General features: G+C 34.0%; 13 protein-coding genes. 4 read left to right on the top strand and 9 right to left on the bottom strand.

Annotated elements, in window-relative coordinates:
* Positions 1-98 precede the first annotated feature (98 nt).
* Positions 99-584, bottom strand: coding sequence for a MarR family winged helix-turn-helix transcriptional regulator (locus Bccel_RS24640; RefSeq protein WP_036943427.1), 486 nt, complete (start codon positions 582-584; stop codon positions 99-101).
* 135 nt (positions 585-719) lie between these two features.
* Positions 720-923: a DUF6954 family protein gene (locus Bccel_RS24635; RefSeq protein WP_036943425.1), complete on the bottom strand. Its 204-nt coding sequence runs from the start codon at positions 921-923 to the stop codon at positions 720-722.
* A 181-nt stretch (positions 924-1,104) separates the two neighbouring features.
* Between Bccel_RS24635 and Bccel_RS24630 the strand changes: the two genes are divergently transcribed.
* The 4 genes from Bccel_RS24630 to Bccel_RS24615 are packed head-to-tail and all read left to right on the top strand — an operon-like array spanning position 1,105 to position 3,358.
* The gene (locus Bccel_RS24630; RefSeq protein ID WP_036943422.1) at positions 1,105-1,476 is read left to right on the top strand and encodes a GntR family transcriptional regulator; all 372 of its coding nucleotides are present in this window, start codon (positions 1,105-1,107) and stop codon (positions 1,474-1,476) included.
* Position 1,477: 1 nt separating this feature from the next.
* Positions 1,478-2,374, top strand: coding sequence for an ABC transporter ATP-binding protein (locus Bccel_RS24625; protein WP_036943420.1), 897 nt, complete (start codon positions 1,478-1,480; stop codon positions 2,372-2,374).
* Positions 2,361-3,095: a hypothetical protein gene (locus Bccel_RS30465; RefSeq protein WP_036943417.1), complete on the top strand. Its 735-nt coding sequence runs from the start codon at positions 2,361-2,363 to the stop codon at positions 3,093-3,095. The genes Bccel_RS24625 and Bccel_RS30465 overlap by 14 nt, the downstream gene beginning before the upstream one ends.
* The gene (locus Bccel_RS24615; RefSeq protein WP_036943412.1) at positions 3,095-3,358 is read left to right on the top strand and encodes a hypothetical protein; all 264 of its coding nucleotides are present in this window, start codon (positions 3,095-3,097) and stop codon (positions 3,356-3,358) included. The genes Bccel_RS30465 and Bccel_RS24615 overlap by 1 nt, the downstream gene beginning before the upstream one ends.
* Before the next feature lie 101 nt (positions 3,359-3,459).
* On the opposite strand, the gene Bccel_RS24610 is transcribed toward Bccel_RS24615, so the two are convergent.
* The 7 genes from Bccel_RS24610 to Bccel_RS24580 all read right to left on the bottom strand — a co-directional run bounded on the left by Bccel_RS24610 (position 3,460) and on the right by Bccel_RS24580 (position 13,446).
* The gene (locus tag Bccel_RS24610) at positions 3,460-4,104 is read right to left on the bottom strand and encodes an SMI1/KNR4 family protein (RefSeq protein ID WP_050753808.1); all 645 of its coding nucleotides are present in this window, start codon (positions 4,102-4,104) and stop codon (positions 3,460-3,462) included.
* Positions 4,105-4,299: 195 nt separating this feature from the next.
* A complete protein-coding gene (locus tag Bccel_RS24605; protein WP_036943409.1) occupies positions 4,300-4,890 on the bottom strand; it encodes a PilZ domain-containing protein in 591 nt (196 codons plus the stop codon).
* A gap of 271 nt (positions 4,891-5,161) precedes the next feature.
* Positions 5,162-6,094, bottom strand: a complete 933-nt coding sequence (locus tag Bccel_RS24600) for a C40 family peptidase (RefSeq protein ID WP_050753807.1) — start codon at positions 6,092-6,094, stop codon at positions 5,162-5,164.
* Positions 6,095-6,109: 15 nt separating this feature from the next.
* Entirely contained in the window at positions 6,110-8,776 is a 2,667-nt protein-coding gene (locus tag Bccel_RS24595; protein WP_036943406.1) for an ATP-binding protein, read from the bottom strand.
* Entirely contained in the window at positions 8,773-9,915 is a 1,143-nt protein-coding gene (locus tag Bccel_RS24590) for a metallophosphoesterase family protein (protein WP_036943403.1), read from the bottom strand. Before Bccel_RS24590 ends, Bccel_RS24595 begins: the two co-directional genes overlap by 4 nt.
* Positions 9,912-11,876, bottom strand: coding sequence for a GAF domain-containing protein (locus Bccel_RS24585; protein ID WP_050753806.1), 1,965 nt, complete (start codon positions 11,874-11,876; stop codon positions 9,912-9,914). The genes Bccel_RS24590 and Bccel_RS24585 overlap by 4 nt, the downstream gene beginning before the upstream one ends.
* Entirely contained in the window at positions 11,866-13,446 is a 1,581-nt protein-coding gene (locus tag Bccel_RS24580; protein ID WP_036943400.1) for a DUF342 domain-containing protein, read from the bottom strand. The genes Bccel_RS24585 and Bccel_RS24580 overlap by 11 nt, the downstream gene beginning before the upstream one ends.
* Positions 13,447-13,856 lie beyond the last annotated feature (410 nt).

The following is a 13,856-nucleotide window of genomic DNA, read 5'->3' as shown; positions in this document are numbered from 1 at the left end:
GCCCTTTTATTAAGTATATAGAACGGCTATATAGCCTTACGGTTCTTTAGTCATTCCTTACCTAATAAAGGGCTTACTACTGGTCCTCAAATTGGTTTTTAATCGATTTGGATCTTTCTAAGTACATTTTCACTGGCTTTTGGCTTTCGGTCTGCTGCTTTTTTCCTCTCAACAACATCTATGACCTTATAAAATATTTTTATGATCATCTGAATTTCCTCAGGCTCAAGCTCATTGCAAATATCATCTATATATCCAAGAGCAATGGTATGGATCTTGGATACCAGACTTTTCCCTTTATCCGTCAGCTTTATAACAACGATCCGCCTATCAGTCTCACTTTTATCCCTAATAACATAGCTGCTTTTTACCAGCCTCTCTACTATACCTGTGGCTGTACTCATGGGGACGTTCAGGCTGTCTGATACTTTTGACATCATAAGCTCACCCTGTTTTTCAAGCTGCAGAAGAAGAACAATTTCAGACTTGGATAACTCCAAGTCTATATTAATAATATCCCTCGGATAAAAAATCTTATTTATATTATTAAAAATCAAATCAAATATGGTGGAATTTATTTGCATGAACCAATCTCCTTTATTAGAATATTTCGACATCCGAAATATTCTAATAACAGAATACTCCTTTTACATCACTTTGTCAACACCTATTTTTTAACATTTAGGAAGTTATATTCTACTCCATAATTTATTAATTCTCTAGTGACCTGTCTTTGCCATCCTCTTTCTTACAAAAACCACAGATATCGTTACAAGTGCAGCGTAAGTAAGAACAACTACCGCCAGTGTTGTCATTCTCTCACTCATAGAACCATCGGCAAACATAACCGGCCCAAGACCGAAAAACGTTACAAGTAAAAATGCAGCCGCCATTATTACGCCAAAAAATATATTCATAATCATAAGTTTTTCCTCCTATTATAGATACCGGACTATGAATTTTTATACGTTCGATATCACTTATACATATAATTGTACCACCTTTTAATATTATTAATGCAAAAACACTTGAACATATATTGACTTACTACCTCTTTGGTGTTATACTACATTACATAACTAATGCAGTATAGGTGGTGGTGAAATGAAACTAGACCAAAACAGTATTAAGCCAATATATGTACAGATAGCCGAAGGTATCGAAGATGATATATTAAACGGCTTATTGGCTGTTGATGATCAGGCTTATTCCCAGTATCAGATTGCCAGGCAGTTTAACATTAATCCTGCTACAGCCGCAAAGGGAATAAATCTTTTAGTCTTAGAGGGAATTTTATATAAGAAAAGAGGTATGGGTATGCATGTATCGGAAAACGCAATGAATATAATTCAAAATAAAAGAAAGCAGAATTTTTTATCCACTCTTCTTAAGGAAATCATTCATGAAGCACAAAAGCTGGGAATATCCCGAGAAGAGTTAAAAAGCATGATAGACAGGTTTGAAGGAGGGGAATAACTTGAATAATGTTATAGTCTGCAATCAATTAACAAAGGTATATAAGGATAAGACAGCACTTGACTCTATAGATTTAAACCTTGGTGAAAATAAATTAATTGGGTTAATAGGAAGAAACGGTGCAGGTAAGACAACATTCCTGAAAACTTGTGCTGGCTATTTAAAGCCTACATCCGGCTCCATTAATATTTTGGGAGGTAACCCATTTGATAACCTTGACGTACTGTCAAATGTGACATTCATAGATGAAGAAATACAATATGATGAATCCCTCAGTCTCAATGACATATTAACCCTTGGAAAGGCATTCTATCAAAATTGGGATAGTGTATATGCAGATAAGTTAATCAGGTACTTTAACCTTGATGGTAAAAAGAAATACAGAAAGCTTTCCCGTGGTATGAAGACACAGTTTAATATAATAATGGGTCTTTCCTGCAGAGCCCCTCTTACACTGATGGATGAACCTACCTTGGGTCTTGATGTTGCTGTGAGAAAAGAATTTTACAATATTTTGATAAAAGATTATATGGAGAACCCGAGGACATTAATCATTTCCAGCCATCTCATGAGCGAACTGGAAAATTTACTGGAGGAAATGGTTCTGATTCATGACGGCAGGATTGTTTTTCATAAAAGTATCGAAGACCTCCAAGGATATGGACTTATTCTGAATGGAAAAAAAGAAATAATACACCCCTTTATAGCGAACAAAAAGGTGCTAAAGACAGAAACCTTTGGTTCAAGCCTTATTGCAGGTATTGAAAACAATTTGACAAAGGACGATCTCAATTACCTTAATGAAAACAACGTTGATATAAGCAAGGCTTCCATCGAAGATGTTTATATATGGCTTACAAACAACAGAAAGGCTGGTGGTTTTGATGATTTCAAGTAATAATGAGATGAGATCTTTGAAGGGCTATATTTTAAGTGAGCTCCTAACTTCAAAGAAGAATTATATAATCGGAGCTTCTATAATCCTGGCAAACTTACTGCTGTCAACAATGATTGAAATAATTATGCTTTCATTAGGACAAAACAGCTCTAATAACGGTGGAGTCCTGACAGTAGGTTTTGGTGTTGCATTCATTGTTATGTTTATATATTCAATAATACTTCCACTCAATAAATCTATTAAAACTAAATTTATATTTCCTATAAATAGAAAAATATATACTATTGGTAATCTTGTATCTTTTTATATAAATACATTTATACTACTGATAGTAACATGTAGTGCATATTTATTAGAACTTCTGACCTCCATGATACTCAAGTCGGTTTACAAAAATTTTGTTTATATAAATAAAGTTACCTTTGAAGTATACGCTATTGGATTCCTAATTTCTTTGTTGTACATTGTAGCATTTACAGCGTTTTCATACATGCTATTTGTAATTATTTCAAGGTATGGCCTTAAGAGCATCGTAACTATCTCTGTTGCTACTATATTTTTATTATTATTCCCCTTTGGCAGAAACATGATTTTTAAGTCAATTATGTTTTTTATCGGAGAGCAATCGTCCCTACTGCTAGCCATCAAGCTTATTGCTTGTACCCTTGTGTTTCAGCTTTTAAGTTATATACCAATAAAAAGCATGGAGGTGAATAAGTAATGAAAAAAATTTTTATTGCCTTGCTTCTATTAACTGCATTATCTTTCTTATCAACGCTGCTTCCACTAAACAATACCAAAAATATTGAGAAGCCCCTGACTGGCCAACAACCAAATAATAAAGTAGTTACCTCAACCTGGCCATGGCTTCCCATGATGCAGTTCGATAAATACAGATCATTATTTGACATGAATGGTGAAACTTCCGGTAAAATAATTAAAAGTACAAGTAACGGAATCAATATAGGGATTAAGGTACCATAATTTCCTGAACATAAATATAACTTCCGCTTATTGCCTCCATATAGGAATGTAAGGCAATTATAGCGGAAGTTTTTATTATTTTTGTATCATGAAAGCAACGATTACACTTCATTTATTTTGGAAATTATCATTTGTATGGGTTGATCATCACCCAGTTTTACTATTATTCTCTTATACCTTGTCTTTATGGTAGGTTTATTGTTTTCAAGGATTCTCACCATCAAAACCAGAAACTCCCTTAGGCTTTTTGCTATAACATATTTCTTGTTCTCATCGCTGCCATAATTTATGACCTGTCCAACAGTTCCATTTTCATCAGGATCCAGGTCAATCCCTATATAGTTGCCATTCTGGTCATGGGCAAATGGAATCCATTTTCTATTTGCATATACCTTCTTAACAGCACTCATAGGAATAGATTCCGCATCTTTCCCACATTCCTTCATCAGTTCCTTATCTTTTAATACATACAGCCAGTCACACCAATTCATAAACATTTCGCCTACTGAAAGGAACCTTAATCCAAGTATACTGCCCTCAAGATTTTCCTTCTCACCATTGTTGCAATGGTATAGTTCCTTTAATTGGCCAGGCAATTCAAATCCCATTTTTTCTTCAATTCCATTGACTTCTTCAATATCAACCCTCGGATTTAAATATGATTTAAAGCCCGGTTTTTCTTTTTCATATACTACTGTCACATAGTCCCAAAGTTCCTGTATACTTAGTTGTTCCACATTATTCATTCATATCTGCCTCTTTCAAAAATATTTACTTAGGAATGCCCCATTGATCAGTTTATTATTTGTTAGTACCATCTACAGTAAAAAGCGATTTTGCTGCAAATAAGTGTATAATTATTATGCAGTAAAACCACTTTTATTATATATGATACATTATGAAGTATCCACAAGTAAATATTAAACATTTAAAAGAAAGTATTATGAATAATCCTCAGACAGATTTTTGATATACGTTTGAATAAAATTCAATGTTTCATAGCTCTCATATTCTATTCTCATACCATACTCAAAAAAATCCTTGTGGGGAATTTTTCTTAGAATAACAGCTTTTAAAAATATAATCTTATGCTGCATATATAAATCAAACTGGAGAACATCATTAAGATAAAATGTTTCCTTGGAATATATTTTAAGGCCAAATGCACTTATATCCTTTATAATTGCAATATATTTCTTGTCTTTACCCTTTTTTCTTACATCAGCATATAAGGAAACCGGCTTCCTCTCATGAAGTCTCAATTCGGAGCCTGGTTCTATGGTATCAATGCGTAGTTTTATTACGTTGGCTTTTGGCTCTATGGATGTAACATTACACCCTATATTTATTATATTATTTTGTTCTTTTATCATAATAACTGCTGGATCGCCTTCAAGAAAATTCAGAATTGAGAACTGTTTTGTCAAACGAAGAGTAATTGAAGAATCACTTGCATCTATTATATCACATCTAAAGGGCTTGACTGCTGAATAGTGACTAACTAAAACAATCTTGTCAGTCTTTAATTCCATCTTATCACCTCAATATGTTGACATTTCATATGAAATAAGGCATGAACGAAAATAAGTTTATCTGTATATATAAATATTCTATAAAAGGTCATTAAAATCCTTCTTTTATATCATATTAAAAGTGATAAATCTATTACATTTGTCTGTCGCAAACCCCGTTGAAGCGTTCGTTATTTGCTCCGTCAAATGTAAAATTATTAACACTTTTAATATCAGTAATAAATAACTTTCAGTCATTAACAATAAAGCTTGCACCATAGTTTGCCAGATATTAAAAAATTCGTCTTACACCGACAATCCGTTGTTTAAAATACTCTTCCTCACGCGAGCTTATTGTTACAGAATAACCTAGTTTGCTGGCAATCAGAAACTCACTGGTATTAACAAAAATGCCTACAGTAGCTAGATCTTTTCGCTGTTCATCCAAGCTGAAAAAAACAAGATCTCCTGCCGCTGGTTTCTCCTTTGTGATGTCAATGGCCTTCCCCATCTTGTACTGCATTTGTATACTTCTCGGAAGCTTAACTCCATTTATTCTGCTGCAAATATACGTGAGACCTGAACTATCAATTCCCCAAGCACTAATACCACCTTGAAGAAATACTGTTCCCTTGAATTTTAATGCAGTAGCTACGAATGACTCGGCAGAAGTCTTAGCAACCTTCTTCCCTGCCTCAATATGTATGGTACCATTTTCGCTTATCCAGCCTGTCTTTTCATTGGGCAGTGCAACTTCATACCAATCCTGAACGCTTTTGATTACCGAAAACTCGGTCCCCATCACCACATCCTCTATAAGTGAACCATTTGCGATTTGAGACAGGACACTTGACTTCTTTACGGTAACTATTATTCTAGATTCAGAATTATCCTGGTCCAACGACGACGTGTCCTTGGTTATATATCTGGTTTTTACCCAACCCTTTAATCCATCTCCAGTCTCTACCTTAGACCATGATTCCTTAGTCTCAATTATATTGACTGGCTGGTTGTATAAAACCTGTGTAACCTTGTCAGCCTGAACAGTGGATTCCTTGAATAAATCTACGACAGTATCGGTTATAACACCTATGTTATTCCATGATGCTGATGTTGTGAAGGCTCCGGAAAAACTTGCTCCGGCATTTTCCTCCTTTTCTTTATTGCTGCACCCGCCAAAAATTATTAGCGTCATTAATATCGTCAGTATTACTTTCTTACCCATTGTTACCCCACTCAACTATAACTTTATAACATTTACATCATTTTGGTACATTTGGCAAATTGTATCCATTTCCCATTCCTTACAGGTAAAAAGAATTATTTGCCTTTTTATTGATAAGTCCTTAAGTACTTTCAATGTATCGATAGTCCTCTTATGATCATAAAAAGAAAATATCTCATCTAGCATAAGGGGAAGAGTCTCTCCTTTTAACATCAAAAGTTCCGAAGCTGCAATTCTTAATGCAAGATAAACCTGCTCCACCGTGCCGCAGCTAAGCATGTCCGCCGGCACCACCGCACCTGTTTCCGGTTCCACAAGCCTCAATACAAGATTGTCATCAAGCTTAAGCCTGTCATATTTATTACCGGTCATTTTATTTAGTATATGCCCGGTCTTTTCATTCAATGCAGGTACAAAATCCCTGTGAATTTCCATGCTGGCTTCATTAAGGGTTTCAAGAGCAGTTTTAAGAGAAAATATTGTATCCTCCAATTCCTCTTTACTTGCCTCTAAATCATTTAACTCTTCGACTATTTTCTGAAGTTCCTCATCTTTTAAGGAATTCTTTAAAATAGTTTCAAGTTCTTTTGTTTCTAAAAGAATATTCTGGATATCTTCAGCATTATTCCTATCTTCTTTTTCAAGTGTCTCCTCAAGCTCTAAAAGGGATGATTGCTGTGATAATAAATGACCTAGCTGTCCTTCCAATAAAGTCATCCTGATATTTTGAAGAAGAATATCACAGTCATTTTCAATGGTTGTTATATTTTGGGATGCCTTATAAAGTTCATTGTTCACATCTTCAATCGTATCCAATATATTAACACCCGATATCTGTACCGCCTTTTCAATGCATTTTTTATATTCAGACTTTACATCTTCTTTTCTTGATGCCATATACCTGCTGCTGCCGTTATATTGTGAAGCCTTTTTGTTATATGTATTTTTAACAATATCAAAATACTCTTTATTTATGGACTCCTGCTCCATATCAATGCCTGCTGCAAAAAGCTTCTCCTGTATGTTACTTAATGATACCGCTTTCTGCTTTTCTAAAGAGGTAAGCTTTTCTTCAAGCATGGAAAGATCATTATTCAAGTCGCTAAAATAGCTTACATTGCTTTTGTATAGAGCATGGAGCCTGAAAAACTCCTCTACTGAAGCTGCTTTTACTGTGAGAAGAATATCCTCTATTCTTTCCTCAAGTTTATTAAGCTCTGATTCCAAGTCATCTTTTTCATAATGTTTCTCGTTATTAGAATCATCATGGAAACTACCATGCCTGTTGTCTTCCGACACCAATAAATCTGCCTTATCATAGCTTGATTTCAGTATGAAAATCAATATGGCAATTATGGCAAATACAGGTACACCTGCAAGAAATAATGGATTTATAAAAAAACATACTATAGACAAAGCCACAAGTACACAACTGACTATAATTGCTGCATTATAAATACCCAGTCCCTTTTTCTTATTGGTGGTATAAAACTTTTCCCTGGCATAACTATCCGAAAATACCTCTCCTCTTATATTATTAATTTGTTTTTTTATATTGTCAACTTTAATATTCAATTCCAGCATTTCTTGGTCTACATCGCTGCCTAAATATTTAAAGGCCGATATATTTTCTAAAGAACCTTCTAATTCCTCCATATTGTCTTTCTTCTTACATAACCTTTCTTTACTTGCCGCCAACTCTTCATAACAATCCAGATAATCTTTGAATTCACTGACTAACTGTGCCAGCTCACCATCCGAAAGTTCCATAAGCCTCAAATCGCAATTATTATTTGTATCACTCTCCCTGGTATTTTCCAGTAATGAAACCTGCTCATCATGAAGCACTTTCATTCTATCCAAAATCTCTCTAAGGCTGCTTTCCCTAAACCTTGCATCTTCCAAATCCTTTCTAAGCTTCAAATAAGCTCTTGATTTATTTATGCTATCTTTGAAGCTATTGAGCCTCTCCAAATGAGCAAACTTTTCTTTAAGCTCCTGCTCTAAAAGTATCAGCTGGTTTCTTTCCCTTTGCATTTCAGCCTTTGCAGACTTTAGTTCCTGTAATCTGGCATTGATCCGTTCAAGAGAAGTTGATGAACCTTTTACATTTCCTGAGTATTTTCTTATAGCCTCCTTTAAGGCTTTTTCTCCCTTAATAAGGGATACATCCTCAAAACCTGTTTGGGCAAGATTAATAAGAATATTTTTAAGTTCGCTAAGACCTGCATCATCAATCAATGCACCTGTCTGCCTTACAAAAACAGTCTTTTCAAAACAAACCTCATTAAGCCCTAAATGATTTTGTGCAAACAAAAGATTTTTGTTTTTACCTATCTCAAATGTATTTGTTATATCATTAAAAAAAGAGTCAAAGACCCTTGCTGAATTATCTTCAAAATTCCTATTTACCCTAATTTGCTGTCCATTATCCAGGATATATTCCATAGATCCTGAAAAACCGGCCTCTTTCCATGGCTTGTACTTTTTAGGGTTGTCAGCACCCCCGCCTTTTATCTGTTTTGAACCTTTTATTCCATAAAGCATATATTTTATGAAGTTTTGCAGTGTAGTTTTTCCAGCTTCATTTTCACCATATATTAAATTTATGCCATCATCTAAATCCACTACGTGATTATTAAATTTACCAAATGCAGTTAATTCCAGCCTTTTTATTTTCATAGATCAATCTTACCTTTCTCCAAGGCTTTAAGTCCAAAGTCTAAAGATCTTTTAAGCTTTTCTTTATTTCTTTCATCCTTTTCATCATCTATCTTTCTAAGCATTTTTCTGACAAATAACCCTCGAAGTCCCGGCTCATTGGAAATTTCGTCAATACTATATGGAGGCCTTGTATCATCTATGAGTTTAATAAAGAAAACCTTCTCGTTAAAATCTTCCTCTATCTGCTTGAGACTTAAGCCTAACTCATATTCCGAAAAACCTTTTAGTTTGATAGACACCAAACCATTTGAAGAAACATTTTTTAAAAGATCTTTTAATTTTTCAACTAACTTTTCATATGTATTTAAGCCTGTAACATCTAGTTCCATATTGTAATACTGCTTTTTAGAAGTCCTTATAAATTCATATTCCAGCTTTTTTCTTAAATCGGCTGACTCTCTGTATAAAGTGCATAAAAATACACCATGTTCATCTTCTTCATCAAATCCCAAAGGTTCCGGGCTTCCAGGATTAAATATACACCCATAGCCGCCAATATCTTCAGCCCTCTTGTGAAAATGGCCGAGTGCTGCATAATCCATGCCCCAATCAGCCAAATTGTGGCTTGATACAGGATTTAAAACAGTCTTGCCAAAATTCATATCTACAGTTCCATGCAGCATAAGTATATTATAATAGTCGTTGTTTAAAGTTATATCCGGCATAGCCGGTTCCACCCTGTTGCTGTTCTCAAATCCCATACCGAATACACAGGCATTAATATCTTCAAAACAAAAAAAACTCTTTTCGGGGCTCAATATAAAGACATTATCTGCCCAAGAGTAATTTTGATATAATGAATTTGATGCATAAGGGTCGTGGTTGCCCGGCATCATAACCACCTTTATTTGAGGTATGCTTTTAAAAAGCTCATTTACATGGTTAATTGTAGAGCGTCTAATATATGCATGCTCATATAAATCCCCGCTTATAAGAATCATATGAACCTTCTCTATTTTTGCAGTATCCACAATAAAGGATAAAACATCCTTCAAGTCCTGACGTCTGGCAGATGACCTCTTTGTATCTCCTCCTAATGAAGTAAAAGGCATGTCTAAGTGTATGTCGGAGCAATGCAGAAACTTAAGTTTATTCATTCAAAACACCCTGTAAACTGATTATAGCTTTCAAAATCCTTTCCGAACACTAAAATTCGTGAATTAAATTTATTTGTTTCCTTAAGGCTTGTAATCTTTTTATTAACATCTTCATACGGCTCATTTGTAATTACAAATATATGGTTATTGGAAACGGGAAAAACCTTATTAAATTTTTCCTTTATTTTATCAATAAATGGATTGTTTTCAAATAGGGATTTGAAATTTTTATCCTCAATATATACTACATTAAGATCTATAAAAAGATTCTTTGCTTCAACCATCTCTTTCTCCAGTTCCTTACTAAGCAAATAATTATAATCAGGGCGAGTTATCTTTTTATTCCTTTGGACCGCCTTCATACATGATATAACGGGTGCCATGTGCCCTGCTATGGTTTCTAATGTCAACATATATTCATCATCACAGATGAGCGAATCTTTGTATTTTAAAACAATTATGACTCCCAACATCTCCAGTTCCAACTTATCTAGAAAAATTGGAATTATAAGGATTCCCGAGCACTTTCCTATATCATCTGCAAGGGATTTGCTTAGATATTTATGTGCAGCCATTTCTCTGGCCTCAAATACAATATCTCCTTCCATTATTTTTTTCCAGTCTTTATTGATTTTAATTTCTTTTTTTCTTGTTTTTATGTTAAGACAGCCTTTAATCTTGAAGCATTTTTTCTCTTCATCATATAATGCAGCTATTGCTTTTTCAACATCAAAGGATACATTAAGTGTTTTTAGCGTCAAGTCCATAAGCGTGTCCATATCATTTGAGCTGTTAACATTTTTCATAAGTTTGTTCAGTGAAATAAGATCTGACAATTTATTCTCCAAAAGTTTTTTCTGGTCATTAACCTTTTTGAAAAGCTGTGCATTTGATAATGCGATATATGCAGCTGATGCAAGGCTTTCAGTCAGTTCAAAAACGCCTTTATTATATTCAGCACCTGTTGTAGTAGGCCCTAAAGATACAAAACCAAGGACTTTCCCGGATTTTAGAAGAAGTATGATAAATTTACTCCTTAAAAATTTTATTGCATCGATACCTTCTTTAAATAAACTGTTAAAATAGTCGGCAGATTCCTTTTCTTCCATGTTTAAAATCACCTTGGATGCATCAACTAAGGTTTTCTCATTTGCATTTAAACCCAGCATCAGTTCCGCATCCTTAAAACATATATCCTTAAATGCCTTAAGCTTGAAATCCTCACTAGCCTCATCATATAAAACAAATCCAGTAATTGAACTTAGTGTAAGCTCTGAAAAAACATCGATTGCGAGATTGTAAAGTGCATTTAAATTCAGTTCACTCAATAGTGCTTTTGAAGATTGATTGATTGCAAAAAGGTTAAATACTTTTTCATCCAGTTCCCTGTTCATCTCCTGAAGATCTTCAAACCTTTTGTAGTTCTCAAGTGCATTGTTATAGAGCTTCATCAATGCTTCGGCTATGATATAATCTTCACTTTCAAGCTGTCCCATAGCCTTGTTTGATATTAATATAAATCCAAATAGATAATCATCTATTATAAGAGGAATAACCATTGCAACATTATAGGACTTAATAATAACTTCGTCAAAGTACTTCCTTAGAACATCGTGTTCATAAAGAAGGTATCCGTAAAATTTGGGCAAGTCTGATAGCTCTTTTGTGTTTTCTATCCGAGTAATAACACTATCCTCGCCTTTTATGTTTTTAAGAACAAAGTCTTTACCCTGCAAAGAAAATATTGCAGACCGCTCTATAGTCAATAGCTCATTTGTAAATTCAAAAGCTCCATCAACTATCTGCTCAAAAGTCAACCTCTGAGAAAAGAAATCAATGGCCTTTATTATTCCTGAATACCTGAATATTTTAGTTGAAAGAAATCTTTCCTTGTTTTCCTGCTCAATTCTGCTTAAAATCTGATCATATTCCATATTTAATCGTTCCTTATCATATCTCATTAATTTCTTCGTTTTGGTAGTAAAAGGTAGTATTGAGAATTGTCGTTTTAATCTCTCTTACATTCTTTCTTATATCAATTATTGTATTGGGATATGCCTTTTTTAGGACAGTTACTTCCCCTTCTCCCTTTGTCCTTAGATAGTTAGAAATAGCCTTCTTTCCATCTTCGCTGTACTTCAACTTGTTCTTTATATCACAAAATCGTTCCTTAACCCTTTCAAGGGCTAACATCTGTGCACTGGTAAGATCTGTGGAATACAATGACATTTCCTGTTTGGCTTTTAATAATTCATCTTTTAATTTTCTTATAACTATATCTATTTTTTCATAGGTTTCCTTAAGATCTGTTCTGTTAAATCCCTTTACACTGATTTGAGTCTTGGCTTCGCTGGGAGAACCTATTACGGTAGCAACAACCTTATATTCTGCCTGTATATTTCCACCTATTATTTGACCTTTAGGGGAATCCACTATTACCTCTTTTGCAATTATGGTACTGTTGATACAGTAAAATCCTATATGTACACGCCCTTCGCAAATTATTACTGCATCGGATACAAACTTGGTATAAATATCTTTTTTGGACTTAATAACAGCCTTATTCTTACCTGCTACCCCGCCCTTAATATATATGTTGCCGCCGCGGCTGATAATTTCCTTTATGCTTCCCACACCATAGATACCTAAAATCTCAATATCATGATCAGCTGTTATTGAGAAATTATCTTCAACTGAGCCTTTTACTGTAATATAACCGTCGAAATCAATATTCCCGGTTTTGAAATCCACATTGTCAGGAATCTCAAGATGATTTGAAACGCTTATTCTATCACCTATATAATTAACAGCACCACTTCTTAAAGCATATAGTTTGGTTATTCCCTCCTCATAGCATTCCCTTACGGAAATTTTATCATAAAGAAGCGGATATTTTTTTCCGGGCATAGCCATTATAAGTGTTCCCCTAACGGATTTCCCATGTGTCCCTGCAGTAGGATCAATTCGTTCTCCGAGCCATTCTCCTTCCTTTACATGGTTGATTAGACTTAATTCATAATAATTAACCTTGCCATCGTCCATTATACTGGGCTTGGGTTCAACTATTTCATACATTTTTATTACCGAATCTTCACCATTTATTGGCTCAATGCCTTCAGCAATAAGAATTTTAGTCTGGTTTTTCAATTCTCCAAGTAAAGCTTCCTGCTTTACCCCAAAAACAACTCCCTTTTCACTGAGCTTTTTTAAAATTTCTTTTAAAAGCTCAACATTCCTGCCTGTATTTAACTCATCATCTGAAACAAACAATGTTATATATGCTTTAAGACCATCATCTGATACTTCTACAGTTACCCGTTCCTTTACGTCGGCAAACTTGATTTTCTTCACCGGAGAATACAGAACAGCACTTTTAATGGCCATAAAGCTTGTGATCTGAATTTGAGGATGTTTGGCTATTATACCGTTAAATGCATCCATTGTCATTCCTTTTTCAAATGATTCAATGAAAAACTCTTCATTTTTCTTTGTAATTTTTATATACCTGTCCATATATATTACATCTTCCATCGAATCCACTCCTATAATGGGTACTGTTGGTAATTTTCAACAAACAATTTTATTATCATCTTTATATAGAATATTCCGTAATTTCATAGATATAAAAAGAGTACACAAAATAATAATCGGCATTTGCTTAGTAAGTAATGAGCATATTTTTATCCAATAAAATATGCCATTACATCAATAAAAATTTCTTTTACTTGACAACCAGGTGTGGATGTTTGATATAATATTCATATAGGCTCATATTTGACTCTTTTAAAATAATCCAAATAAAAATCATTATAAATTTTACATTTGCAGAGTAAATAACGAACGATTTAACGGGATTTACGATAGACAAATGTAAGGATCAATAGATTTTTATACAAATTTCAAATTATTATGTATTTCTCGCCTTTCTGTAATACAAATTG

Source organism: Pseudobacteroides cellulosolvens ATCC 35603 = DSM 2933, assembly GCF_001262605.1.
GTDB classification, from domain to species: domain Bacteria; phylum Bacillota; class Clostridia; order Acetivibrionales; family DSM-2933; genus Pseudobacteroides; species Pseudobacteroides cellulosolvens.
The sequence above is the reverse complement of the archived record's forward strand: the minus strand, read 5'-3'. Positions and strand labels throughout refer to the sequence as shown.